The sequence below is a fragment of the Microbacterium istanbulense genome, assembly GCF_037204145.1.
In the GTDB taxonomy this organism is placed as follows: Bacteria; Actinomycetota; Actinomycetes; order Actinomycetales; family Microbacteriaceae; genus Microbacterium; species Microbacterium istanbulense.
Window position 1 is genome coordinate 1 of sequence record NZ_JBBDGN010000021.1, and the last position, 24,701, is coordinate 24,701.

General features: G+C 69.4%; 28 protein-coding genes. 16 read left to right on the forward strand and 12 right to left on the reverse strand.

Annotated elements, in window-relative coordinates:
- Positions 1-236 precede the first annotated feature (236 nt).
- From WDU93_RS14800 to WDU93_RS14820, 5 genes are read left to right on the forward strand one after another with little or no spacing between them, the layout of a single operon-like run.
- A complete protein-coding gene (locus WDU93_RS14800; protein WP_337322009.1) occupies positions 237-422 on the forward strand; it encodes a hypothetical protein in 186 nt (61 codons plus the stop codon).
- Positions 415-696: a hypothetical protein gene (locus tag WDU93_RS14805; RefSeq protein WP_337322010.1), complete on the forward strand. Its 282-nt coding sequence runs from the start codon at positions 415-417 to the stop codon at positions 694-696. The genes WDU93_RS14800 and WDU93_RS14805 overlap by 8 nt, the downstream gene beginning before the upstream one ends.
- 3 nt (positions 697-699) lie before the next feature.
- Positions 700-2,244 (forward strand): putative T7SS-secreted protein, encoded by a 1,545-nt coding sequence (locus tag WDU93_RS14810; RefSeq protein ID WP_337322011.1) that lies wholly within the window; start codon positions 700-702, stop codon positions 2,242-2,244.
- 2 nt (positions 2,245-2,246) lie between these two features.
- The gene (locus tag WDU93_RS14815) at positions 2,247-2,738 is read left to right on the forward strand and encodes a hypothetical protein (RefSeq protein ID WP_337322012.1); all 492 of its coding nucleotides are present in this window, start codon (positions 2,247-2,249) and stop codon (positions 2,736-2,738) included.
- On the forward strand, positions 2,735-3,385 hold the full coding sequence (locus WDU93_RS14820; protein ID WP_337322013.1) for a hypothetical protein: 651 nt from the start codon (positions 2,735-2,737) through the stop codon (positions 3,383-3,385). The genes WDU93_RS14815 and WDU93_RS14820 overlap by 4 nt, the downstream gene beginning before the upstream one ends.
- An 8-nt stretch (positions 3,386-3,393) precedes the next feature.
- Here the strand turns inward: WDU93_RS14820 and WDU93_RS14825 are convergent, their stop codons facing one another.
- Positions 3,394-3,840 carry a recombinase family protein gene (locus WDU93_RS14825; RefSeq protein ID WP_337322014.1) on the reverse strand — a complete coding sequence of 149 codons (447 nt, stop codon included), beginning with the start codon at positions 3,838-3,840 and terminating at the stop codon, positions 3,394-3,396.
- A gap of 46 nt (positions 3,841-3,886) precedes the next feature.
- Entirely contained in the window at positions 3,887-4,876 is a 990-nt protein-coding gene (locus WDU93_RS14830; RefSeq protein ID WP_337322015.1) for a malate dehydrogenase, read from the reverse strand.
- A 51-nt stretch (positions 4,877-4,927) separates the two neighbouring features.
- Here WDU93_RS14830 and ypfJ point away from each other — a divergent pair, with 51 nt between their 5' ends.
- Positions 4,928-5,794, forward strand: coding sequence for a KPN_02809 family neutral zinc metallopeptidase (gene ypfJ, locus WDU93_RS14835; protein ID WP_337322016.1), 867 nt, complete (start codon positions 4,928-4,930; stop codon positions 5,792-5,794).
- Positions 5,795-5,867: 73 nt separating this feature from the next.
- Positions 5,868-6,836 (forward strand): prolyl aminopeptidase, encoded by a 969-nt coding sequence (pip, locus tag WDU93_RS14840; RefSeq protein ID WP_337322017.1) that lies wholly within the window; start codon positions 5,868-5,870, stop codon positions 6,834-6,836.
- Between the two features lie 80 nt (positions 6,837-6,916).
- On the opposite strand, the gene WDU93_RS14845 is transcribed toward pip, so the two are convergent.
- Both WDU93_RS14845 and WDU93_RS14850 read right to left on the reverse strand, forming a co-directional pair.
- Positions 6,917-8,671, reverse strand: coding sequence for an aldehyde dehydrogenase family protein (locus tag WDU93_RS14845; protein ID WP_337322018.1), 1,755 nt, complete (start codon positions 8,669-8,671; stop codon positions 6,917-6,919).
- A 46-nt stretch (positions 8,672-8,717) separates the two neighbouring features.
- Positions 8,718-8,981 (reverse strand): glutaredoxin family protein, encoded by a 264-nt coding sequence (locus WDU93_RS14850; protein ID WP_337322019.1) that lies wholly within the window; start codon positions 8,979-8,981, stop codon positions 8,718-8,720.
- A gap of 85 nt (positions 8,982-9,066) precedes the next feature.
- Here WDU93_RS14850 and WDU93_RS14855 point away from each other — a divergent pair, with 85 nt between their 5' ends.
- From WDU93_RS14855 to WDU93_RS14870, 4 genes are all read left to right on the forward strand, one after another.
- Positions 9,067-10,290: a glycosyltransferase gene (locus WDU93_RS14855; RefSeq protein ID WP_420064192.1), complete on the forward strand. Its 1,224-nt coding sequence runs from the start codon at positions 9,067-9,069 to the stop codon at positions 10,288-10,290.
- Between the two features lie 32 nt (positions 10,291-10,322).
- Positions 10,323-11,537 carry a low temperature requirement protein A gene (locus WDU93_RS14860; RefSeq protein ID WP_337322021.1) on the forward strand — a complete coding sequence of 405 codons (1,215 nt, stop codon included), beginning with the start codon at positions 10,323-10,325 and terminating at the stop codon, positions 11,535-11,537.
- 76 nt (positions 11,538-11,613) lie between these two features.
- On the forward strand, positions 11,614-11,820 hold the full coding sequence (locus tag WDU93_RS14865; RefSeq protein ID WP_337322022.1) for a DUF6458 family protein: 207 nt from the start codon (positions 11,614-11,616) through the stop codon (positions 11,818-11,820).
- Between the two features lie 204 nt (positions 11,821-12,024).
- Complete coding sequence (locus WDU93_RS14870) at positions 12,025-12,297, forward strand: hypothetical protein (RefSeq protein ID WP_337322023.1); 273 nt, start codon at positions 12,025-12,027, stop codon at positions 12,295-12,297.
- Between the two features lie 214 nt (positions 12,298-12,511).
- Here the strand turns inward: WDU93_RS14870 and WDU93_RS14875 are convergent, their stop codons facing one another.
- The 7 genes from WDU93_RS14875 to idi are packed head-to-tail and all read right to left on the reverse strand — an operon-like array spanning position 12,512 to position 19,830.
- On the reverse strand, positions 12,512-14,140 hold the full coding sequence (locus WDU93_RS14875; protein ID WP_337322024.1) for an FAD-dependent oxidoreductase: 1,629 nt from the start codon (positions 14,138-14,140) through the stop codon (positions 12,512-12,514).
- A 13-nt stretch (positions 14,141-14,153) separates the two neighbouring features.
- Positions 14,154-15,332, reverse strand: a complete 1,179-nt coding sequence (locus WDU93_RS14880; RefSeq protein ID WP_337322025.1) for a prenyltransferase — start codon at positions 15,330-15,332, stop codon at positions 14,154-14,156.
- Positions 15,329-15,679 (reverse strand): lycopene cyclase domain-containing protein, encoded by a 351-nt coding sequence (locus WDU93_RS14885; RefSeq protein ID WP_337322035.1) that lies wholly within the window; start codon positions 15,677-15,679, stop codon positions 15,329-15,331. Before WDU93_RS14885 ends, WDU93_RS14880 begins: the two co-directional genes overlap by 4 nt.
- Complete coding sequence (gene crtI / locus WDU93_RS14890) at positions 15,679-17,283, reverse strand: phytoene desaturase family protein (protein WP_337322026.1); 1,605 nt, start codon at positions 17,281-17,283, stop codon at positions 15,679-15,681. Before crtI ends, WDU93_RS14885 begins: the two co-directional genes overlap by 1 nt.
- Positions 17,280-18,185, reverse strand: coding sequence for a phytoene/squalene synthase family protein (locus WDU93_RS14895; protein WP_337322027.1), 906 nt, complete (start codon positions 18,183-18,185; stop codon positions 17,280-17,282). Before WDU93_RS14895 ends, crtI begins: the two co-directional genes overlap by 4 nt.
- Positions 18,182-19,270 carry a polyprenyl synthetase family protein gene (locus WDU93_RS14900; RefSeq protein ID WP_337322028.1) on the reverse strand — a complete coding sequence of 363 codons (1,089 nt, stop codon included), beginning with the start codon at positions 19,268-19,270 and terminating at the stop codon, positions 18,182-18,184. Before WDU93_RS14900 ends, WDU93_RS14895 begins: the two co-directional genes overlap by 4 nt.
- A complete protein-coding gene (gene idi, locus WDU93_RS14905) occupies positions 19,267-19,830 on the reverse strand; it encodes an isopentenyl-diphosphate Delta-isomerase (RefSeq protein WP_337322029.1) in 564 nt (187 codons plus the stop codon). Before idi ends, WDU93_RS14900 begins: the two co-directional genes overlap by 4 nt.
- Positions 19,831-19,945: 115 nt before the next feature.
- On the opposite strand from idi, the gene WDU93_RS14910 reads away from it, so the two are divergent.
- Entirely contained in the window at positions 19,946-20,524 is a 579-nt protein-coding gene (locus WDU93_RS14910) for a MarR family winged helix-turn-helix transcriptional regulator (protein ID WP_337322030.1), read from the forward strand.
- A gap of 43 nt (positions 20,525-20,567) precedes the next feature.
- On the opposite strand, the gene WDU93_RS14915 is transcribed toward WDU93_RS14910, so the two are convergent.
- Positions 20,568-21,605 carry an AraC family transcriptional regulator gene (locus WDU93_RS14915; RefSeq protein ID WP_337322031.1) on the reverse strand — a complete coding sequence of 346 codons (1,038 nt, stop codon included), beginning with the start codon at positions 21,603-21,605 and terminating at the stop codon, positions 20,568-20,570.
- Positions 21,606-21,746: 141 nt separating this feature from the next.
- Here WDU93_RS14915 and WDU93_RS14920 point away from each other — a divergent pair, with 141 nt between their 5' ends.
- The 4 genes from WDU93_RS14920 to WDU93_RS14935 all read left to right on the forward strand — a co-directional run bounded on the left by WDU93_RS14920 (position 21,747) and on the right by WDU93_RS14935 (position 24,539).
- A complete protein-coding gene (locus WDU93_RS14920; protein WP_337322032.1) occupies positions 21,747-22,607 on the forward strand; it encodes an NmrA family NAD(P)-binding protein in 861 nt (286 codons plus the stop codon).
- 5 nt (positions 22,608-22,612) lie between these two features.
- Positions 22,613-23,071 (forward strand): anthrone oxygenase family protein, encoded by a 459-nt coding sequence (locus WDU93_RS14925; RefSeq protein WP_337322036.1) that lies wholly within the window; start codon positions 22,613-22,615, stop codon positions 23,069-23,071.
- A gap of 235 nt (positions 23,072-23,306) precedes the next feature.
- Entirely contained in the window at positions 23,307-23,669 is a 363-nt protein-coding gene (locus tag WDU93_RS14930; RefSeq protein ID WP_337322033.1) for an HU family DNA-binding protein, read from the forward strand.
- A gap of 45 nt (positions 23,670-23,714) precedes the next feature.
- Positions 23,715-24,539 (forward strand): hypothetical protein, encoded by an 825-nt coding sequence (locus tag WDU93_RS14935; RefSeq protein ID WP_337322034.1) that lies wholly within the window; start codon positions 23,715-23,717, stop codon positions 24,537-24,539.
- The last annotated feature ends 162 nt before the right edge of the window (positions 24,540-24,701 follow it).

Here is a 24,701-nt window from a genome sequence, read left to right on the forward strand (position 1 = left end):
TGCGGTGGATGGCATCAACGACATGTCGGAGTCGCTGCTGGGCATGATGCGTGCGATCCAGGACCTGGATCAGCAGCTCGCCGGCGGCTGAACCCAGCCACAGGATTCGCGAGGGGGTCGACGGTTCGCCGTCGGCCCCCTCGTCTGTGTGCAGGCGCGGCTGTCGGTGGGGAGTTGTGCCCATCGCCGCATTCCGCCCTGCTCGCTACAGTCGAGACGAACAAGGGGGGACTCGAATGGACGACGAGGTGTTGAGGGCAGCGATGGATGGGCTGCGCGCGCGGGTGCCGGCATCCGCCGCCGATGCCGCCGCCCTGCGCGCGGAGGTGCGCGCGGCCGATGCGGCACTCGGAAACCTGCTGAGGCAGGCCGCCGCCCGCAGGCGCACGGCAGCACTCGAGGGAGGGGGACGTCATGTCTGACGTGAGGATGGATCTCGCCCGGCTGCAGACGGCCGCGACCGCAGCCCGTGGCCTCGCCGCCGACTTCGATGACGCGGAAAGCTTCGCCGACGATCTCGGCGGCCTCACCGGCCACGACGGGTTGAGCGACAAGGTCTCCGACTTCGGCGGCAAGTGGGACATCGCCCGCGAGGAGCTTCGCGACAACCTCCGCACGCAGGCCGATTTCATCCAGGCGATCGTCGACACGTTCCGTGACCTCGACGCGCAAATGGCTCGAGAAGGCGAGGACTAGGCGATGGCTGTACTTCCCGGCAGGCCCGCAGAGCTCTCCTCACGTGCCGCCAGCCTGGTGCGCTCGGCCGAGGTGATCCTCGACGTGATCGCGCAGATGCGCGGCATCGTGGCCGACGATGAGGGCAAGGCCGTCGAGGCCCTGCACCAGCAGAACGAGCAGATCTCGCGCGACCTCGAGCGTGTGCACCCCCGGTACAAGGGCACCGCTGACGCCCTCACCGAGTACGCCGTCGCGCTCTCTGATGCGCACGCCAAGGCAGAGCGCGCCGACGATGATCTCGATACCGCGGTCGCCGCGCGCGAGACAGCCGGTTCGAACCTGCGCGACGTCGAACGCGCCGTCGAGGCATCCGACGACCCGGCGAGCTCTCCCCTGGCCGACAACCTCCCGGGACTCCGTCGGTTGGTGAGTAACGCACAGAGCGACATCGATGACGCCCTGGCGCTGCTCGACGAAGCGCGAGCCGACATGGATGACGCGGCCGAGGCGGCGATCCGTCGCATCGATGCGGCCATCGACGCCACCAACGAAGGCTTCTGGGACGGTGTCGGTGACTTCTTCTCCGACATCGGCGACTTCCTCGCCGGCATCGGGGAGTGGATCGGTGACTTCCTGCAGGGGGTCGTCGATCTCCTGCAGGCCATCGCCGACAGCATCGTCGCGATCCTCGGCACCCTCCTGGTGTTGCTGCTGGTCTTCGCGCTTCTCGGCAGCGGCTTGCTCGCGGCCCTCGTGGTCGGCGCGCTCGCGGCGTTCCTGCTCGCCAGCATCCTGTCGGACGTGCTCCAGCCGACGCCGAAGGTGACGCCCTTCGAGCCGTACCGCGCTCCGGAGGACGAACCAGACCCGCAGACGCTGCAGAACGTGCTCGACGGCACCGGTGAGGTCGACTCGCTCGGCGCTGAAGGCAACAGCGTCATCAAGATCACGAAGGTGCTCGGCCCCGACGGCTGGTACTACACCGTCACCTTGCCGAGCACGCAGGAGTGGCTCTCCCGCTTCGGTGATCAGGGTGCCGTCAACGATCTCGACAGCAACCTGGCTCTCATCCTCACCCCTGCCTTGCAGACGCAGTATGAGCGCGCCGTGCTCGACGCGATGGCCGACGCCGGCATCGGCGCGGACGACCCGGTCATGCTGGTCGGGTTCAGTCAGGGCGGCATCATGGCGGGGCATCTGGTCTCCTACAATTCGGACTACAACTGGCAGGCGGTGATCGCCTCTGGCGCACCGATCGACCACATGCCGATCCCCGGCGACGTCGACGTCGTCTCGGTGCAGCACAACGGCGACCCGGTGCCCAATCTCGACATCATCGCCGGTGACCTCGGCACGCAGCATGGTCCGAACTGGACGACGATCAGCGTCGACCCGCCCACCCCGAACCCGGTGCTCGGCGTCGATGTCGGCGCGCACAACGCCGATGCCTACTCCTCGACCTATCAACAGCATCTCGCCGACGTGCAGGCGAATCATCCCGACCTTGCGCACTTCTTCGCCGAGGATGGGTACGTGGACACGTCGTACTACCAGTGGAACGAATGAGCATGACGCGCCGAGATCTCAGCCGCCGAGGATTGCTCGCCGTGGGGCTGTCAGGAGCATTGATCGCCGGCCTGGCCGGTTGCGGCATCGTGAGCCCCGACCCCGATTCTTCAGAGGAGACTCCCGTGGACTTCGGCAACATCGCCACTGCAGTACCGGCCGCCACGCCGCGCGTCGTCGATGTGCGCGACCCGCAGCAGTCCCGCAACGGCTTCGGTCACCGCTTCGGACTGGGCCTCATCTGTGACAGTGGCGACCCGTTCACGACAGAGGAGTTGGATGCCGTGGTCGAGGCGATCTGGCGCACGCTCCCCTGGGAGCCGAACACGATCAAACTCACCGCGGGCGCTGACACCGATGGTGTCCACGACGTGGTCGATCTGCGATCGGCGGCCGCCGGGCTTGAGGGGCTGAGCGTCACGAATGCGGGGCAGGGCGGCGTGAGCCTGACGGGCATGGCCGAGCGCTACGGCGCGTGGACGGCGCCCGAGTGAGCGCGGGCGAGCTGCGCTTCCGCCTGCCCGGTCGCTGGTTCTCTGTCGATCTGTCGACGCCGGATGCCACCACCGCCTCGATCCGTGCGATCGCGCGGGATGCCGTCGGCGTGGCCGACGACCGTGCGGCTGAGCGGGCGAAGGTCCGACAGCAGTTGACCGCGGCCGTTGACGCAGGGGCGTCGGGGGCACCGCGCGCCCTGATGTTCTCGACCGAGGTCGCGCCGGGGGCGCCACTGCCGGTCTCGCTTCTGGTCTTCGAGCCCTCGGGGCTGCGGATGAGTCCCGCGATCGGAGAGTCTGCGCTCGCCGTGCTCGCCGTGCTGGCCGAGCGCTTGGCGCAGCTCGATCCCGCGGCCCATGCCACGCTGGTCGAGGTCGCAGGCCCCGGGGTGCCCGCCGTGCGTACCCACACGGTGCGGCCGCTCTCCGAGGACGACGAGCTCGAGGGGATCACCCAGCTCGTCGCCGACTACTGGGTGCCTGTGCCCGGCAGCAAGCAGGTGCTGCTGGCGCGCTTCGCGACGCCGCTCGGCGAGCTGGAGAACGTCATGCTGGCGTTCTTCGACGAGTTGCTCGCCGTGTCGTACTTCGCGCAGCAGCGTCCGGCGTCGCTGCGCGAGATGCTCATGGCGCAGGGCGGCTGACGAGAGGGTCAGCGCCCGGCGTCGGCGAGGTGGCGGGCGTGATGGCCGAGAACCTTCACCATGATGCCGCGGCGGCGCAGCTCGGCGACCGTGCGTGTCTCCTCGTCGAGGGTGCGGCCGAGCGCATGCACGTTCGCGACGACGAGCACGTCGCCGCTCTGCAGAGTGTCGAGCAGCCGGGCGAGACGATCGCCCCAGCTCTCGAGGATCTCGGGGGCCGGATGCCGGAAACCCTCGATCGGCACGCCGAAGCGGGTGAGGTCCTCGCGCTGCTGCACCACCGACGGCATGCCGTCGCGGGCGACGACGAGTCCGACCAGTCGGGTGCCCTCGGGGCGGGCCGACCACCAGTCGTGAGCGGCACCCCCAAGGCAGGTGGGGCAGTCGGCTGCCGCATGCGGCAGGTGCAGGGGGCTCGTCAGCGCGGCATCCTGCGTGTTCGTCGCGTCGCTCATCGTCGCACCTCCGGCATCCATTCTGCCTGACCGGCAATAGCGCCGGTCACAGCATGCCCAGCGCGCGCACCGCCTCCCGCTCGTCGAGCAGCTCGGCGACCGACGCATCGATCCGTGCGCGCGCCCACTCGCCGATCTCGAGTCCCTCCACGATCTGCCAGCTGCCGTTCTCGGAGCGCACCGGGAACGACGAGATGAGCCCCTCCGGCACGCCATACTCGCCGTGTGATACGACCCCGGCGCTGGTCCACTCCTCGCTGCCGAGCACCCAGTCGCGCACGTGGTCGATCGTCGCGCTCGCCGCAGAGGCCACCGACGACGAGCCGCGCACCTGGATGACCTCCGCCCCGCGCCCTGCGACGCGGGGAATGAAGCTGTCCTCCTGCCAGGCGCGCACATCGCCGACCGTGGTCGACAGTGCGTCCAGCGCCGACTGCCCGGCGACCGTCGCCTGCGACAGATCGGGGAACTGGGTCGCCGAGTGGTTGCCCCAGATGATCACCTGCCGCACCTCGTCGACGGGAACCGACAGCGTCTGCGCGACCTGTGCCCTGGCGCGGTTCTCGTCGAGTCGGGTCAGCGCCGTGAAGCGCTCGGCAGGCACACCGTCGGCCGAGGCGGCGGCGATCAACGCGTTCGTGTTGGCCGGGTTGCCGACGACCGTCACTCGCACGCCGGATGCCGCGTGGGCGGCGATGGCCGCGCCCTGGGGGCCGAAGATGCCCGCGTTCGCGGCGAGCAGGTCGCCGCGTTCCATGCCGGGGCCGCGCGGGCGCGCACCGACGAGCAACGCCAGGTCGGCGCCGTCGAAGCCGACGGCCGGGTCGTCGGTGACCTCGACATGCTCGAGCAGTCCGAAGGCGCCGTCCTGCAGTTCGAGGGCGGCGCCTTCCGCCGCGCCCAGGCCCTGCGGGATCTCCAGCAGGCGGAGCCGCACGGGCTCATCAGGGCCGAGCAGGTCGCCCGCTGCGATACGGAAGAGCAGCGCGTAGCCGATCTGGCCGCCCGCGCCGGTGAGCGTGATCGTCGTCGTCATGGCTCGAGCCTAACCCCGGCATCCGGCCCCGGATGGGGGTACCGTTCATGCATGACGTTCAATCCGGATGCCGATATCTCGGGAAACACCACGCGCCGTGGCGGCCGCACCGCAGTGATCGCCGGAGCCGGTGGCGTCGGCGTGCTCGGCATCCTCGCCCTGCTCGTCGGCCCCATGCTCGGGATCGACCTCAGCGCGTTCTTCCCCACCGAGCAGCAGCCGCAGTCCGGCTCGGAGAGCGCGGTGCTGCAATGCGACACCGGCGAGGACGCCAACACGCGTGACGAGTGCCGCATGGCCGGCGCGCAGGTGGTGCTCGACGACTACTGGGCGCAGCACGTCGAGGGTTACCGTGCACCCCAGCTCACCGTGGTGGACGGTCAGACGTCGACGCAGTGCGGCACGGCATCCAACGCCGTCGGGCCCTTCTACTGCCCGCCGGAGGAGGGGGTCTACCTCGACCCCACCTTCTTCGACATCATGCGGCAGCAGTTCGGCGCCTCGGCGGGTGAGCTCGCGCAACTCTACATCGTCGGGCACGAGTGGGGACACCACATCCAGAACATCACCGGAGTGATGCAGGAGCACCCCAACAACGGCACCGGACCCGGCAGCAACGGGGTGCGGATGGAACTGCAGGCCGACTGCTACGCCGGCGCGTGGCTGGGCGATGTCAGCACCCTCGAAGACGACAAGGGCAACCCGTATCTCGAGCCGATCACCGACACGCAGTTGAAGGATGCGCTCAACGCGGCGCTCGTCGTCGGCGACGACCACATTCAGCAGCAGTCGGGCTTCGTGAACCCCGAGAGCTTCACGCACGGGTCGAGTGAACAGCGTCAGTACTGGTTCGCGAACGGCTACAAGAACGGCCTGGGGGTGTGCGACACGTTCGCGGTCGCCGAGAACGAGCTCTGACCGGGATTCCCCGATATACCGCCCGCGGGTTAACGTAGGGAGGCCTGATCGTCGGGCACGGGGGAGGATCACGATGCACCTGGACGAGCTGTTCCCGCCCATCGAGCCCTACGAGACGGGCGAGTTGTTCGTCGGAGACGGGCAGCGCGTCTACTGGGAGCAGAGCGGCAACCCCGACGGCCGGCCGGTGGTGTTCCTGCACGGCGGCCCCGGCGGCGGCACCTCATCCTGGCATCGGCGCTTCTTCGACCCGTCGGTGTACCGCATCATCCTGCTCGACCAGCGCGGCTGCGGGCGCTCCACCCCGCACGCCTCCGATCCGGCGGCCGATCTGCGGTTCAACACCACCTGGCACCTCGTCGCCGACCTCGAGCTGCTGCGCAAGAACCTCGGCATCTCACGCTGGCAGGTCTTCGGCGGTTCCTGGGGGAGCGCCCTCGCGCTCGCCTACGCGCAGGCGCACCCGCACGCGGTGAGTGAGCTGGTGCTGCGGGGCATCTTCACCCTGCGCCGGCACGAGCTGGAGTGGTTCTACGAGGGAGGAGCCGAGGCGATCTTCCCCGACCTATGGGCCGACTTCCAGCGTGAGATCCCGGTGCTCGAGCGCAGCCGCATGATCGAGGCGTACCACCGCCGCCTGTTCGACCCTGACCCCGCGGTGCATGTTCCTGCCGCGGTCGCGTGGACGCGCTGGGAGGCGTCGACGGTCTCCGTGCGCCCCGACCCGGAGCAGATCGCGAAGGCCGTGGCCCCGGCATCCGCCACCGCGTTCGCGCGCATCGAGAACCACTACTTCATCCACGGCGGGTGGCTGCGCGAAGGGCAACTGATCGCCGGGGTCGACGCCATCCGGCACATCCCGACGGTCATCGTGCAGGGCAGGCACGACGTGTGCACGCCGATGATGACCGCCTGGGATCTGCATCAGGCGTGGCCCGAGGCCGAGTTCGTGGTCGTCGACGATGCCGGGCATTCGGCATCCGAACCCGGCATCGCCCGCGCTCTGCGCGCCGCGACAGATCGCTTCGCCCGCGAGGACTGATCCGCGCGGTGTGCACTAACGCCGCTGAATGGACGGATTAAGCAGCGTTTCTGCACACCGCGTGCAGCGAACCCGGGGTGTCAGGCGCGCAGCGCCGCCAGGAGCGTGCGTACGAGTGTGCGGATGCCGCCGCGTGCGCGGAACCGTGTGAGCCCCTCGCTCACCTGCGTCCCGGTGCGGGCAGACGTGAACCACGGCGGGGTCGGCAGGATCGTGAACCGGCCGCCCCCGTTCAGACCCGGCAGAGAACGCGGCAGCGGGCGGAACGGACCGCGCACGACCGACTTCTCGACGTCGGCGAGCAGCAGCGCGTTGTGCACGACACCGATGCCGCTGCCGACGTCGGCGATCGTGTTGCCCGGGTAGGCGCCCCAGGTGACGGTCGGGGTCACAAAGCCCAGCGCCGTCCAGGTGTTCACGGCGATCGAGCCGTACCGCAGGTCGGCCAGGGTGCGCTCGAAGCCGGTGCCCAGCGCGCGTTCGGTCGCCGGATCGATGAGGATGTTGGCGCCCAGCGTGCCCGCGAGGCGGTCATTGGCATAGGCGACGGCGGCGTCGAAGAAGTCCTGCCCGAGTCCGGGCAGATCGACCACGCCCAGCACCGGGGCGAAGTACTCGGTGTTCTCCAGGGGAGCGGGGTCATCGCCGGGGCCGATCTCGATGAGCAGTCGGTCGGCGAGCACCAGGGCATCCGGATACGCCTCGGCCGCCGGCGCCATGCGTCCTACCGATCCCGGGTACCAGATCGGGCGCTCGGGGGCGATCGCATAGGCGCGGCGCAGCGCTGTGAGGAACTGTTCGCGCTGAGGCCAGTCGGACGAGACGACGACGACCTGGCCGGCGATGCAGTTGTGCCCGGCATTCTGCAGGCGCATCGTGGCCACGTGCTCGGCCTGGAAGGTGATGTCGGCGTCAGACCACTCGCCCGGCACGATGATGATGGGCGAGACCCCGCCCAGTTCGGCGGTGATCGGCTTCTTCAGCCGCGGCCGGTTCTCGCGGCGGCGGCGCTTCGCCTGAGCATCCGTGCCCCACACGATCGCATCAAAGGTCGCTGCGGAGCCGGTGATGTGCACGTGGTCGATGCCCGGATGCGCGGTCAGGTACGCACCGACGGCCGCACCGCCGCGCACGATGCGCAGCAGGCCCGCGCCGATAAGCGGTGCCAGTGCCCGCTCGAAGATCGGGACGAGGGCATCCTGCGTCGGGTTCACCTTGAGCAGCGCGACGCGGTTCTCGGCGAGCAGTTCGTAGAGCACGTCCAGGACGGGGATGGCGGTGATGTTGCCGGCGCCGAGCACGAGGCCCACCCCGCCCGACTCGGCGGGGGTGAGCTGCGCGAGACCGGCGGTGCGGCGGGCCGTCGCCGGTGTCACGCCCGGCTGCAACCACACCTCGCCGGAGAACCCCGACATCAAGAAGGCGTCGATGCCCGTCAACGGGAATGCGTCCACGCGGGTGCGGCCGCCGGGGGCGCGCCGGGTGCGGATGCCGTCGAGCGCGCTGCGCCCCTCGGCGATCCGGGTGAGTGTGGCGATGTAGGCATCCAGCGCGCCCAGCACGGTGTACGGGCCGCTCAGCCACTCCTCGCCCCGCAGCGGGTGCCCGCGGCGCAGCCCCTTGCTGTCGGCGGCTGTCTCGGCCCACTCGGTGGCGGCCTCGGCGACGGCGGCACGCACCGCGCGCAACAGAGTGACCCGCTGGGCGACGATCAGGCTCGACCAGGTGCGCGAGCCCGTGGCGAGCGTCTCGATCGCGGTGTCGATGCGCCCCCGCTCCGCGTCATCGATCGCGGCGGCCGGGGCGGTGCTCTGGCGCGCGGGTGTGGAAGTCATCGTCGTCTCCTTCAGGGCCGCGTACGGCCGTGGGCGCGAGCCGGGCTCAGATCAGCGAGAGCTCGCGCAGCTTCGACTCGACGTCGGCGTTCGACGGCTCGACGTGGTGCGAGGCGTCCGGGTAGACGACGACGGGGATGTTCGTGCGGCCGGAGATCTCCTTGGCCACGTCGGCCGCGGCCGGGTCGGCGACGAGATCGACGTAGGTGTAGGAGACGCCGAGCTCATCGAGCTGCTTCTTCGTGCGGATGCAGTCGCGGCACCAGTCGGCGCCGAACATGGTGATGGTGTCGGGGGCAACAGAAGTCATGTCTCCAGAGTATTGCGTCCTCGATGTGTGGGCGCCGGATGCGCCGGGCCGCGAGGCGGGCACATGCATGGCCAGACATGACAGGATGGAGCCGCATCGTTGGGGGACAGCGATCGCCGGGGAAGCTGAGGGGGAGCACGTGAGCGCAGCCGTCACGGTCATCGTGCCGACCTTCAACGAACGCGACAACATCGCCGAGCTCGTCCATGAGATCGGCGCTGCACTGGATGGCCGGGTCGCCGAGGTGCTCTTCGTCGACGACAGCACCGACGACACGATCGATGAGATCGCGCGGGTTGCGGCATCCGCCTCGCTGCCGGTTCGTGGCATCCATCGCGTCCACAACGACGGCGGCCTCGGCGGGGCTGTTGCGCTTGGATTGCGCGAGGCCGCCCACGACGTGTGCATCGTGATGGACGGCGACCTGCAGCATCCGCCCGCCCTGCTTCCCGAACTGGTCGCGCGCTATGAGCGCGGTGGTGCGGACGTCGTCGCTGCGTCGCGGTATATCGGTGGTGGCGATTCCGCCGGACTCGGCACCGCGGTGCGTTTCGGCGTCTCGCGCGCGGCCACCTGGCTGACCAAGGCGATGTTCCCGCGGCGGCTCTGGGGCAGCACCGACCCGATGACCGGCTACTTCCTCGTCGATCGCACCCGCATCGACCTCGACGGCCTGCGCCCGCGCGGATTCAAGATCCTGCTCGAGATCCTCGTGCGGTCGGATGCGCGCATCGCCGAGGTGCCGATGACGTTCGCCGAGCGGCGCCACGGTAGCTCCAAGGCCAGCCTGCGGCAGGGTGCCACCTTCGCCGCGCACCTGGCCCGTCTGCGGTTCGGCAAGATGAGCCTGTTCGCGATGATCGGCCTGGTGGGCGCGGTGGCGAACATCGGCATCATGTGGCTGCTCACCCAGGCCGGGATGCCGTACATCTGGGCGGCCGTGATCGGCGCCGAGGCCACGATCATCGGCAACTTCGTGCTGCAGGAACGCTTCGTGTTCGATGACGTGCGCGATGACGCCTCGCGCCTGTGGGTGCGCTTTGCGGCATCCTTCACGTTCAACAACGTCGAGGCGGCGCTGCGGATCCCGCTGATGGCGCTCATGGTCGAGTCGTGGCACATCTCCAGCGTCGTCGCGACTGCGTTGTCGCTGGTGGTGGCCTTCTTCGTGCGCTTCCTCTTCCACGCGCTGGTCGTGTACGCGCCGCGCCGGCGACGGACGGATGCCACAGAACCCGCGACCGACACCGCCGCGCAGCGGATCATCCGCGTCATCGACGAGCAGGCCACCCGCCCGGGCGAACTCTGACCCGCTGACCCTGCCGCCGCTATCCTGAGCCGGTGAACAAGACAGCAGGGCCCGCACGATTCCGCCTGATCCGGATGCTGCCGCGCGATCCGCACGAGCCGCACCGCACCGCGACAACCCTCGAGCTGTTCTTCGATCTTGTCTTCGTGATCGCCGTGGCGACCGCCGCGGGCGAACTGCACCACGGCATCTCGGCCGGGCACCCCGAGGCGATCGTGCCGTATCTGATGATGTTCTTCGCGATCTGGTGGGCGTGGATGAACTTCACCTGGTTCGCCACCTCGTTCGGCACCGACGACTGGCTGTACCGGGTGATGACGTTCGTGCAGATGGGCGGTGTGCTCGTCTTCGCCAGTGGCATCCCCGGCGCGTTCGAGCACGGCGACTTCGCGGTTCCCGTGATCGGGTACGTGATCATGCGGGTGGCGCTCGTCGCGCAGTGGCTGCGCGCGGCACGTTCGGGTGGGCCGCTGCGAAAGACCGCTCTGATCTACGCCAGCGGCATCAGTGCGGTGCAGCTGCTCTGGGTGGGCTTCATCTTCGTGCCCTATGAGTTCAAGCCGGTGGTCTTCCTCGTGCTGGCGATCGCCGAGATCTCTGTGCCGGTCATCGCCGAGGTGTACCGGCAGACGCCGTGGCATCCGCACCACATCACCGAACGCTACGGACTTTTCACCATCATTGTGCTGGGTGAGAGCCTGCTCGGTTCGTTCAACGCGATCATCGGTGCGCAGGCCGACGTCGACGCGCTTGGTCCGCTGCTGTGGGTGGCACTGCTGACGCTGACGGCGACGGCGGCGCTCTGGTGGATCTACTTCTGGGCGCCCCATCACCGTGAGATCGGCTCGTTCCGCAGTTCGCTGCGCTACGGCTACGGGCACTACTTCATCTTCGCCTCGGCCGCCGCGTTCTCGGCCGGCATCGAGGTCGAGATCGACCGTCTCACCGACCGCACCGAGCTGTCCTTCGTGCAGACCTCGTATGCGGTCAGCATCCCGCTGGCGATATTCCTGCTCAGCGTCTGGTGGATCGCGATTCGCCCCAACGCTGACCGCACGGTGAACATCGCCGTGCCGCTCGCGGCCTTCCTCGTGCTGCTCGACCCGCTGCTGCCGATCCCCGCGACGATGATCACGCTGATGCTCGTGGCGCTGGTCGTGGTACTTGTGATCCATCCCCCGATCGAGCGGCCGGAACACGACCGGCACGGCTCGGCGGCGAGAGACGGAACGCACGACGCGCCTTGAAACCCCTTTCCGGACGCGCGTCGATCACCCACAATGGGGTGGGCGGTCAGAAGCCGCCACCGAAAGGAGCTCTCAGATGAGCATTGGTACCGGAATCCTGCTGTTCGTCATCGGCGCGATCCTCACCTTCGCGATCAACGTCGAAGTCGAATGGGCGAATCTCGACCTGATCGGCTACATCCTCATGGGCGCCGGAGCCGTGGTGTTCCTCATCGGGATCATCCTGTTCGCGGTGCGCCGCAGCCGCGGGGAGGCGACACCGGAGGCCCCGGAGCAGTACTGAGGCCGTCGTTTCGGGGCGCGTGATACCCCGTCTGCTATGCTGTTAGTTGCAGTGTGAAAGATTTGCCGATGATCGGCCGTCACATCGCCACTGATCAGGGCCCATAAGGACCCGCGCACACCGATGCGCGCGGCATCCGGTCCAGACCAGGATTTCGCCGCGAGGCGCGCTGCGCGTGCCCGCCCCACAGCAATGAGCAAGACCATGAGCAGTATCACTTTGTCCACACCCGATCCGTTGACCTGGAAGCAGGCAGACGACGACGTGCACGTCGCCACCCGTGGCGGCGAGTTCGCCGGTTTCGTCGAATTCGACGGCGACGCCCACCTGGTGCAGGACGGCCGCGGCGTGACCGTCGGCGCGTTCCCGACCCTCGGTGACGCGCGCCGCGCCCTCGAGGACGCGGCGCGCGCCGCGCGTCGCCCTCGCGTAGCCGTGCCCATCTGGCGACGGATGCTGCGCCGCGCCCGCGTCTGACGTTCGGAGCCGTGTGCCGGTCCCTGAGCGAGGAGCGCAGCGCACCCATCCCCGGCCCCTGAGCGAGGAGCGCAGCGCACCCATCCCCGGTTCCTGAGCGAGGAGCGCAGCGACGAGACGAAGGGCGCCCAGACCCTTCGTCTCGCTGCGCTCGCTCAGGGACCGGGGCGCTCAGACCCTTCGTCTCGCTGCGCTCGCTCAGGGACCGGGGCGGTCAGATCAGCGCGAGCGCCCGATGCACGGACGCGACGGCGCTGGAGCCCTCGCCGACGGCCGCGGCCACGCGCTTCATCGATCCGCGGCGCACGTCGCCCGCGGCGAACACCCGAGGCGCCGACGTCTCGAACGGCAGCGGTTCGCGACCGATGGTCTGCCAGCGCTGCAGCGTCTGCGCGGTGATGTCCGTGCCGGTGCGGATGAACCCCTGCTCATCCCGGTCGATCTGCGTCAGCCATCCGGTTGCCGGCGTCGCGCCGATGAAGCAGAACAGCCCTCGGGCATCCACCTCGCCGACACTGTCGATGTGGACGGATGCCAGCCCTCCGTCGCCTGCAAGCCCCACGACGTTGGACCCGGTGCGCACCCGGATCAGCGGCTCTTCGACGAGCCGGCCCACCAGGTACTGCGACATGCCGGCGCTGAGCTCGGCCCCGCGCACGACGAGATCGACCGGGCATCCGTTGGAGGCGAGGTACAGGGCGGCTTGGCCGGCCGAGTTCGCTCCGCCGACCACGACCACCGGTTCGCCGGCGACCTGGCGCGCCTCCAGCGGCGTCGCGGCGTAGTAGATCCCGGCGCGCTCGAACTCGTCCCAGCGGTCCAGCTGCAGTCGGCGGTACGCGGCGCCCGAGGTGACGATGACCGAGCGGCTCGCCACAACGCGTCCGTCGGCGAGGGTGATGTCGATGGTGCCGCCGCTGGCGTCCAGACTGACCGCCGCGCAAGGCGCGTACACCCGCACACCGAACTTCAGCGCCTGCAGCGTCGCCTGCCCGATGAGGTCGCCGCCGCTGACCCCGAACGGAAAGCCGAGGAAGTTCTCGATGCGCGACGTCGACGCGGCTTGACCGCCTGGGGCGACGGCATCCAACAGCACCGTGCTGAGCCCCTCGGATGCCCCGTAGATCGCGGCGGCGAGCCCGGCAGGGCCACCGCCCACCACCACGAGGTCGACGATCTCGTCGGTCACGCCCTGATAGCTCAGCCCCAGCTCCTCGGCGACGATGCCCGGCGTCGCGCGGCGGATCGGCTCGCCCTGGATCAGCGCGACCGGCAGGTCGTCGGGAGTGAAGCCGTGCTCCTCGAACTGCCCGAAGTCGGCCGGCGTCAGCGGCAGGGCCTTGTGCACCAGGTCGAATCGCTCGGCGAACCGGCGCAGCGCGAGGAAGTCGGCCGAGTCGCCGACGCCCACGAGCTTCAGCGTCATCGCCGCCGTGCTGTGCCGCAGCGCCTCGCGCCGCTCCCACAGGGCATGCAGCAGGATGTCGCAGAGCTCGTCATCCTCATCCATCAGGGCGCGCACGTCGGCACGGTCGATCAGGCGCACCCGGCTCGGCTCCGACGCCCGCACCGAGAGGAACGGCCGCTGCCCGTTGAGTGCGCCCAGCTCACCGATGAAGGTGCGCTCGCCGCCCTCGCCGATGATCTCCTCGTCGATCCAGCGCAGCTTGTCGCGGACGACCTGCACCCGGCCGGATTCGACGACGACGAGCGCCGCACCGGGCTCGCCGGCACGTACCAGGTACTCACCGGCCTCGGCATCCTGCGGGGTGCCGCGCTCGAGCAGTTTCTGCCACTGCTCGTCGGTGAGCGTGGGGTTCATCGTGGTGCCGTGTTGTCCCATCGCCTCAGCGTAGTCAGGGCCGCGTCATCGCGAAGCCGATGAGTACCATCGTGACGACGAACCCGGATCCGTAGTTCAACCAGATGAAGCGCCGCCAGGCGCGGTTCGTGCCCGCGGCATCCGCATCGCTCACGCGCCACCAGGGCGCCGCGTTGACGATGTACGGCACCGCGACGATCGCCGCGAGCGGACCCGGCCACGGGGTGAACAGCATGAGCACGCCGGCGATCGCCCACAGTGCGATCGACAGCTGCACGGTGCGCGCGGCACCGAAGACGGTGGCGATCGAGCCGATCCCCGCCTCGCGATCGGGCACGATGTCTTGCACGGCACCGAAGGCGTGCGCGGCCATCCCCCACAGGAAGAACGCCGACAGCAGCAGCACGAGAGCGAGGTCGATGTCTGCGCCGGCGAGCGTGAGTCCCACGGCGGCGGGGCTCACGAAGTGCGTGCTGGAGGTGATCGAGTCGAGGATCGGGCGCTCCTTGAACCGCAGGCCCGGCGCCGAGTACGCGATCACCGCGAAGGTGCTCACCGCGATCGCCACCCATGCCGCCGGCGAGCCCGCCGCGATCAGCACGATGAGGAACGGCACGTTCGTGCACACCACGAGCCACAGCAGCGGCCGGTGCAGACGCGGCGGCAGCAGCGCACCCTCGATGCCGCCCTTGCGCGGGTTGTTGATGTCGGAGGCGTAGTCGAACACGTCGTTGATGCCGTACATCGCCAGGTTGTAGGGCACGAGGTAGTAGAGGATGCCGACCACGAGCAGCCAGTCGACCTCACCCGTCGTGAGCAGCATCGCCGCGCCGAACGGGAACGCCGTGTTGATCCAGCTCACCGGACGTGAGGCGACGAAGGCCTGACGCAGCAGTTCCCGCATCGACACCCCGCCCTCGCGGGTGAGCATCGCCCACAGGGCGGGCAGCGCGACGACGGTGGCGAGGGGGTACGCGAAATCCTCGATCGGGGCGAGGCCCACCCGGATGCCCGAGATGAGCGTCTCGGCGTAGGTGAACAGCCCCGCGCCGATCATCACGCTGTCGAAGACGGCGGTGAGCACGATGAGGGCGAAGGCGGCGAGGCCGACGGCCGCCCAGCGCACGCCCGGCGTCCCCGCCCGGCGGGCGAGAAGGATGCCGGCGATCGCCGCCACCCCGAGGAAGCCGGCCGACAGCGCGACATAGGTCATCGGCTGCTCCGCTCGGCGATGTCCCGGCGCGCTCGCCGGGCCTGCAGCAGCCGCACCGCACCGGTGTACAGCACCATGGTGCACAGCACGAGGAAGACGAGGAACACCGGCTCTTCCAGCGGAAGCTCCGGGGCGAGCACGATGCCCGAGGCGATCGGCGCCGCCCCGCGCAGGAAGATCCCGCTGGCGATCCCCGCGGCATCCCACAGCAGCAGGAAAGCCGTGCCGGCAAGCGTGACGAGCGTCGCGGCGGCGGCATCGCGCCAGAAGAACAGGCGGAACCGGCGGTCGATCAGCAGCATCCCGCCAATGCTCAGCAGCAGGCAGCCGAGGTAGATGAACCCCATCATCGGGTCGAGGCCTTCGCCGCGCCGCGCGGTGCGGTCGGCCCGCCCGAGCCGTCTCCGCGCAGGCGCTTGAGCACGAGCTCGGCGCTGATCAGGCACATCGGCACGCCGACGCCGGGCGCGGTCGTCGCTCCCGCGTAGTACAGCCCGTCAACCTTCTTCGACGCGTTCTGCGCCCGGAACATCGCACTCTGACTGAGGATGTGCGAGGGGCCGAGCATGCCGCCGCTCCACGAGTGGTAGTCATCGGCGAAGTCGGCGGGGCCGATGGTCTGGCGCACGACGATGCGCTCGCGCAGGTCGGGGATGCCGGCCCACGCGGCGATCTGGTCGATGCCCGCATCGGCTGCGCGTTCGATCGCCGCGTCCCCGGCTCCGTCCGCTCCGCCGTGCCCGAGTGCCGTATCGGCGGGCACGGGGATGAGCACGAACAGGTTCTCGTGCCCGGCCGGTGCGACATCCGGATCGGTGGCGCTCGGTTTGCAGACGTAGAGAGATGCCGGATCGGGAATATGTGTCTCGTCGCCGAAGATCGCCGCGAAATTGGCATCCCAGTCGCGCGTGAAGAACAGCGAATGGTGGCCCAGCTCGGGCAGTTCGCCCTCCACGCCGAGCAGCACGAGCACCGCGCCCGGTCCGCTCTGTCGCCGCTGCCACCAGACCTCGGGGTAGCTGCGGGCGGCATCGGGCAGCAGCGCCGTCTCGGTGTGGTGCAGGTCGGCGGCCGAGACGACCAGATCGGCGTCATCAGCGTGCCGGGTGCCCTCGCGGTCGATCCACTCGACTCCGCGGGCAGTGTGGCTGTGTCCGCGGCGACGGCCGGTGGGGGCGGTGCGGATGCCGGTGACCTCGGCTCCGGTGATGATCTCGACCCCTGCTTCCTCAGCGAGGACGGCGATCCGCTGCACGAGCCCCCAGAACCCGCCCATCGGGTACTGCACGCCCTCGTCGAGGTCGAGGGCGCTCATCAGGTGGTACATCGCCGGAGCCCGGCTGGGATCGGTGCCGAGGAACACGGCCGGATAGCCGAGCACCTGACGCAGCACGGGGTCGGTGAAGCGTCGCCCGACGAACCGATCCAGTTTGGTGCCGAGCAGGGTGGCCAGCTGCGGCGCGGAGCGCAGCACCTCGGCGCCGGCGAGCGAGCGCAGATCGGTGAAGGGGTTGTAGAGGAAGTGGCTCTCGGCCATCGCGGTCGCGTGCGTGGCCGAGGCGAGATGGGTGCGCAGCGCCGCCCCGGCGCCGGGTTCGATCCGCTCGAACGTCTCGGCCACGGCATCCGCCCCGTAGGGGATCGTCAGGGGTTCGACCGCCTCTCCGGCGACCGGTTCGCTGAAGACCTGGTAGCCGGGATCCAGGGTGACGAGGTCGAGCTGTTCTGCCGTCGATGTGCTGAGCAGTTCGAAGAAGTGGTCGAAGACTCGCGGCATGAGGTACCACGAGGGACCCGTGTCGAAGCGGAAGCCGTCGCGCTCCACCGTGCCGGCACGGCCGCCGACGCGGTCGCCGCGCTCGAGCAGACGCACGTCGTGCCCCTCGTGAGCGAGCAGCGCGGCGGTCGCGAGGCCGGCGACGCCGCCGCCGATGACGATCGTGCGGGTCATGCGAAACGGCCCATCCGGTATTCGACGGCCGCCCGGGCCGCCAGCCACGCCTTCTCCGGCGCCGGCACCCGCACCCGCCGCTGGTAGAGCTGTTCGGCGGGCACCGCCGCGAGCCGGTCGGTCAGCCGCGAGAACAGGCGCAGCGCGCAGCCGACGGCGACGCGCGCGTCGGAGGGGAGCAGGGGCAGGGATGCCGCGGCATCCGCTAGCTGCTTCCGGATCGTCGCGATCCACTGTTGCTGCAGGGCCGCATCCACCCGCTCTTGTTCGGTGAGGTAGCTGCGCCCCAGCCGGTCGCTGTCGTCGGCGAGGTCGCGCAGAAAGTTCACGTTCTGGAACGCCGCGCCCAGCTGCCGCGCCCCGCGCTCGAGAATGCGGCGCTCCTCGGTGGTGCGAGACTCCTCCCGCAGGAACACGCGCAGGCACATGAGCCCTACGACCTCGGCTGAGCCGTAGACATAGCGGGCGTGCTCGTCGGGCGAGAAGCGGGCGACGGGGTCGGCGGTCTCGTCGGGCAGGTCGGTGCGCATCGACGCGAAGAACGGGCCGGTGAGGTCGACGCCGATGCCTGACGCGCGGGCCGTGCGGGCGAAGGCGTGCACGATCGGGTTGCTGCTGTACCCGGATGCCATGGCGCGATCGGTTTCGTCTTCGAGCATCTGCAGGGCGAGGTGCTGTTGGGTCGCATCCGCTCCCGCCTCGTCGGTCGCGCCGTCGACGAGCTCGTCGGCGATGCGGACCAGGGCGTAGATGTTGCGCACGTGGGCGCGGTGGCGGGGGCCGAGCAGGCGCGTCGCGGTGCCGAACGACGACGAGTACACGTCGATGATCTGGCTCGCCGCGCGCTCGCACGCGGCGGTGTAGCGGTCGAGGGAGGTGAGTCGGTGGGCGGCGCGGGTCATGCGCGGCGTCCTTCGATCGTGGTGAGGATGTCGCTGATCACCGGATGGAGCGCAGCGGGGATCCCGGCATCCGGATCGGCGAGCAGGGTCACGCACGCGCGCAACTGGTCGTCGATCAGCGACTGCACGAACGCCTCCGCACCACACCCGGTCAGGTGCGAGCGCAGCAGGTCACCCTCTGCTGCGGTCAGATGCGCCGAACCGAAGTGGGCCTCGATGGCCGGCCATGCCGAGGTCATCCGGGCGTAGGCGATGGCCGCCGTCTCCTTGCCCTCACGCAGATCGGAGTAGGCGTCCTTGCCGTGCTCGTCGGGGCGCCCGAACGTCGACAGCAGGTCATCCTGCAGCTGGAAGGCGATGCCCAGGTGCCGGCCCAGCTCGGCGACGGCGAGTTCGGTGGCGGCGGTGCGACCGGCGCGGATCGCGGCGGCGCGCAGCGGCATTTCGAACGTGTACGTCGCGGTCTTCAAGCGGGTCATGTCGAGCACGGTGGTGAGGTCGGCCGGAAGGATGCGGTCGGCCAGGCCGACGTCGAGCTGTTCGCCGGCGACCGACTCGGTGACCGTGTGGTCGAGCAGATCGAGCAGGCGCACGCGCTGCTCGTGCGGCAGATCTTCGCGGGCGAGGATCTGGTGGGCATCCGAGAGCAGCACGTCGCCGAGCAGGAGCGCGTTCGTGCGCGCCCAGTGGGCGTCGTCGTGTGTACGCAACCCGGCACGCTGGTTGAGCAGGGTGCCGATGAGGTTGGGACGCCCGCGGCGCTGCAGATCGCCGTCGATGACGTCGTCGTGCAGCAGGAAGGCGAAGTGCAGCACCTCGACGGCGGCGGCGATACGCACCACGCTCGCGCGGGCCGCTGCCGCATCCGGCGCCTCGGTCAGTGCGTCGTAGGCCGCAAGCAGCAGACGGGGGCGGAGCATCTTGCCGCCGAGAAGTGTGTCGGCTGCGGCCTCCCACAGGGCGACGAACGACGCGCCGTAGGCGGTGGCACGGGCCGTGCGCTCGGCCAGCATCCGTCGCAGCTCGTCATCGACGCCGCCGAACGAGGGCGATGCGGCGGGCGCGGATATCGCGGCGTCGGTCATGCGGGGGCTCCGTTCAGCGCGGGGCGTGTGGTGAGCGCGCCGAGCGCGACCAGCTGGGGCAGCTGCTCCACCAGCCAGGGGCTGAAGGCGAAGGGCGCGGCCGTGACCGCCTCGGCGAGCTGCTGTGGACTCACCCATGCCCATTCGGCGACCTCATCGTCCGCGGGCGAGAGATCGCCGTCGATGCGGGCGACGTAGACGGGGCAGATCTCGTTCTCGACGATGCCGCTGGCGTCGACCGCACGGTAGCGGTAGTCGGGCAGCGCGGGGCGCAGATCGGTGAGACGGATGCCGAGTTCACGGGCCGCGCGCCGCGTGATGGCGTCTTCGGTGTCTTCGCCGGGGGCGGGGTGCCCGCAGAAACTGTTCGTCCAGACGCCGGGCCAGGTCTTCTTCGCCAGCGCGCGGCGGGTGACCAGCACGCGACCCTCGGCGTCGAGCACATGGCACGAGAAGGCCAGGTGCAGCGGCGTCTGGGTGGTGTGCACTTCCGCCTTCTGAGCGGCACCGATGGCGTGCCCGGCCTCGTCGGTGAGGACGACCAGTTCGGGGGAGAACATCCGGCCTCCTTGGCCTATCGGTTCGGTTCTGAGAAGCGTACTATCTGCTCTGAGTAGATAGTAACCCGAGGGTGAATATATTCACACGATGGAAACCAAATCCTAGGATTGAGGCATGGCGGACCAGACGGAGACCGAGATGGGCGACGCGATCGCGGCCAATCTCTACAACGTCGAATCCAGCGACCCTCGCGGCGAGCTCGTCGACCGCAGCGGCCTCTCACCCGAGGACATCGCTCAGGTCGGCCGCGTCATGCAGGCACTGGCCGCACTGCGCGCCGCCGAGGAGAAGGTGTCGCATGCATCGCAGAAGTACATGCAGCTGAGCGCCCAGGACATGCGTGCCCTGCACTACCTCATCGTCGCCAAGCACCGGGGTGAGGTCGCGACGCCCGGCATGATCGCGGCGCATCTGGGCATCTCCGCCGCATCGACCACGAAGCTGCTCAACCGGCTTGAGAAGGGCGGGCACATCGTGCGGCACGTGCATCCGCACGACCGGCGGGCGTTCGCCATCGAGGTCACAGACGAGACCGAGGCGGCGGCCAAGCTCACCGTCGGGCGTCAGCATGCGGGGCGGTTTCACGCGGCCGCCCGGCTCCGCGGTGATGAGCGCGAGGCCGTCATCCGCTTTCTCGACGACATGGCCGACGGGCTCTCGCTCGACGGGGTGGAGTGGGCCGAGGGCGTCTGAGCGGTCTCGGGGGCGCGTCGCCGCGATTTGCGTGCTGCGGTGTTCAGTAACGCTGCTCTATCGGCGATTCTGGCAGCGTTTCTGCACTCCGCGATGGTGTTGCGGCATCCTCGCGATCGCGCCGCACGGCCCCGGGGGTGCGTCCGATGACCCGGGTGAAGGCGCGGTGGAACGCCGCTTCGGATTGGTAGCCGAGCTCGACGGCGAGGCGCGCCGCGGTGACCTCTTCGGTGCGCAGGCGTGAGGCGGCCGTCGTCATCCGCCACCGGGTGAGATAGGCGATCGGGGCCTCACCGACGAGCTCGGTGAACCGCGCACTGAAGGTCGAGCGCGACATCGTCGCCAGGTGCGCGAGCCGCTCGAGCGTCCACTCGTCGCCGGGCGAAGCATGGATGGCCTCGAGGGCGCGGCCGATGCGGTCGTCCTGCAGCCCCCGCAGCCACCCCGAGGTGGATGCCGCGTCGCCGGCGATCCAGGCACGGATCGCCTGTACGACGAGGATGTCGGCCAGGCGCGTAGCGACCGCTTCGCCGCCGGGCTGCGGATGGGCGAGCTCGCCGGCCATCAGGCGCAAGGTGTCCTTCACGCTCGACGCGACCGAGACGGTGTCCCCGCCGATGAGCAGCAGGTCGGGCAGGGCACGCAGGAGTTCGCGAGCGGCGGGCTCGTCGAAGGAGACGACGCCACAGATGAGCTGCGCGGTGCGGGCGGTGTCTCCGGGAGCGGGCGGCCCGCCATGTCGCAGCACGGAGTAGTGCTCGGTGACGTAGTGCTGGGGCAGCAGGTCGACGCGCGGGCCGGGGCGGGCATCCCTGCTGCCGAGCAGGTCGTGCCCTTGCCCGTGTGGCACGAGGGCGAGGTCGCCGGCAGTCAGTGCGACGGCGTCGCCGCCAGGCAGGCGCAGCCAGCAGGTGCCGGCGGTGACGACGTGAAAGCTGATCGAGTCAGCGATCGCCGGCATCTCCAGCGCCCAGGGGTCGGTGAGCTCGGCATGGCAGTAGAAGGTGCTGCGCAGTCGCAGCCGATGCAGCACGCGCGCGAGGCGGTCGGTCGACGCTGGAACCTGCGGTGCGGATGCCATGGGGGAATGCTCGCAGGTCTGCCCGGCTGCGTCTGCCCCAATCGGATGAATGAGCAAGAAAGGCGGATGGAAGGGGCTGTTTCTGCCGGAGCACAGTTTCTACCGTCGAGTGATCGGGTAAGTCGATCAGAGGAGCAGGTCATGTTTGTTGTCGCAGGAGCAACCGGACGAGTGGGATCGGCCACTGCGGAACGTCTGCTGGCCGAGGGTGCAGATGTGCGCGTGCTGGTGCGCAGAGAAGCGGACGCCGCAGCGTGGGTGCGCCGCGGCGCCGAGGCGCGGGTGGTGTCGCTCGGCGACCGCACGGCATTGGGCACGATGATCGCCGGATGCGAGGGGATGTTCGTGCTGCTGCCGTTCGACCTCGGCATCGGCGATCTGGATCGCTACGCCGACGGCCTCATCGCCTCGATCGCCGGGGCGGTTGCCGACGCGCGGGTGCCGCATGTGGTGATGCTGTCGTCGGGAGGGGCGGATCTGCCTGTCGGGACGGGCCCGATCACCGGGCTGCATCGCCTGGAGGTCGCGCTGCGCGGCACCGGCGCCGCGCTCACGGCGCTGCGGTCGGGGCACTTTCAGGAGAAGGTCGGTGATGTGCTCGAGGTCGCGCGCGAGAGCGGGCTGTATCCCGTGTTCGCCTCTTCGGCGGATGTGCCGCTGCCCATGGTCGCCACTCGGGATCTCGGTGCTGTCGCGGCCGCGGAGCTGCTGGCATCTGCGGCGTCGAGCGAGGCCGTCGATGTGATCGGTCCCGCCTACACGGAGCGCGAGGTCGCCGAGGTGCTCGGGCGTGCGCTGGGGCGTGACCTCGACGTGCAACTCGTGCCCGCCGAGGAGCGGGCCGGCGCGCTCATGGATGCCGGGTTCCGGCCGCACGTGGCTGCCAGTCTTGCGGAGCTGTACCGGGCGGACGAGACGGGCATGCTGCGACCGCGCGGCGACCGCAGTGTGCGGGTGTCGACCGGCATCGAGAGCACGATCGAGTGGATGCTGGGGCGGTGAGTGCGATGTCCTTCTCGGCGGTGGTGCTGGTGGTCGCGGTCGTGACAGGCGGGCTGCTCGCGGGGGTGTTCTTCGTCTGCGCGTGCGCCGTGGTGCCCGGCTTTCGGCGGCTCGACGATCGCACGTTCGTGGGGGCGTTCCGTGCGATCAATCGGGCGATCCTGAACGCGTGGTTCCTGCCGGTCTTCTTCGCCGCCCCGGTGGCCGCGGTGCTCGCCGCCGTCGTGACCGGGCGGCCGCTCGCGGCTGCCGGGGCGGTGTGTGCGGTGCTGACCTTCGCGGTGACGGTGGGCGCGAATGTGCCGTTGAATACGGCTCTGGAACGGGCAGAGGTGGCGACGGATGCCGGACGCCGCACCGCGCGCGAACGGTTCGAACGCCCCTGGGCGCGATGGAACCTCGTGCGCACGGTCGCGGCGGTCGTGGCCCTCGCGCTCCTCGCGCTCGCCGCGCTCGCCGCGTGATCGGCATCCGGCATCCGGCATCCGCCATCCGCCCCCCCGCCCCCACGCGCGCAGTGAGCGCAAACGCATCCCAATCAGCGTTATCCGATGCGTTTGTGCTCACTCGGGGCGATCGCGGATGCCGCGGCGGATGCCAGAAATCACGCGAAAAGCCACATTAACTAAGAAACAGCGGGTGATACCCTCTCGGGAAAGAGTGGGCGCTCTGGGGGCGCACATGAGGATGGGGATCCTGATGGGGAAAGACAGTTCCGGAACGGCGAAACCGCGCGCGCCGCGGGTCAGCAGGCGCGAGTTCGTGCAGCGCATCGCGCGGCGCACGAATCAGCCGGTTGACGGGGTGCAACAGGTGTATGACGCGATGGTCGCCGAGATCATCGAGCTGACCACCAAGGGGTACAACGTCACGTTCACCGGGTTCGGGCGCTTTTACACGCAGCCGCATAAAGGGCACCGGGTGCGGTTCGCAGACCCGGACGGCACCACCGAGGTGCCCGATTACATGACGCTGAAATTCTCGGCCACGAGCGCGATCAACAAGCAGATCAAAGAGGCTGTCGGCGTCGAGAAAGCGCCGCGGCTGCTTGCCGAGAAATAGCCCGCGCCCCTTTTCCGATCGCCGGCGGGCCGATAGGTTGCGACCATGGAACGAAAAGCCAAGGTCACCTCGGCGATCGTCATGGGGGCGTCCATATTTGTTGTCGCAGGTCTCGTGAGCGTTGCTGCGCCGGCCGTCGCCGACACGGTGAGTGCCGTCGCGTCGTGGCCGATGTTCGCGGGTTCAGACAACGCGCAGGTGGCCCCCGTGCACGCGGCCGCGCAAAAGGTCGCGGCCGAGACGATTGCCGCATCCGAAAAGACTGCCGATGAGGCGCCCGACGGCGCACCCGAGGGATATGTGCATCTCGGCGATGGTCTGAGCGTTCCCGCGGGTGGGCCGGGAGACTGCACGGCGACGTCATGGCTGGGCGGGGCGAGGTCTGGCGACGAGTCTGCGTACGTGAAGATGCTCGGTCCGGAGCTCGTCGACATGGGCCCTGGTGAGTTCGCGCAGGGCACGGTCGGACTGGATGCCGAGGGCCGGATCGCGACCTACACCGTCGCGCCCGGTGATGTGATCACCGCGATCGGCGACCGCTTCTGCCTGGGCAACGGTCTCACCCTGGACACGCTCAATCACACGAGGATGATCCATCCCGGTGACGTGCTGCTCGTGCGGTTCGACTCGGGAATCGCCGACATTCCGTACTTCGCTCCTAACGACGCGCCTGCCGGGTTCCAACAGGCGCCCTACGAGGCGGCGATCGAGGCGATGGGCGAGGCGTCGACGGCCGGGAATGTGGACCGGATGCGTGCCATCTGGGCGAACACGTTGAGTGCCATGACGACCAATGTGTCCGATCGTGAGGCGATCGAGTCGGCGCTCGCCGCGGGTGATCTGCGCGTGCTGCGCCAGATGTTCCCCTGATCTCCCGCCCTACGGGATGCAGACGAAAGGCGCCCCCGCTGTTGCGGGGACGCCCTTCTGCGGTTGAGGGGATGCCTTACTTGAAGGCGTCCTTGATGTTCTCGCCGGCCTGCTTGATGTTGGCTCCGGCCTGGTCGGCCTTGCCTTCGGCCTCGAGCTTCT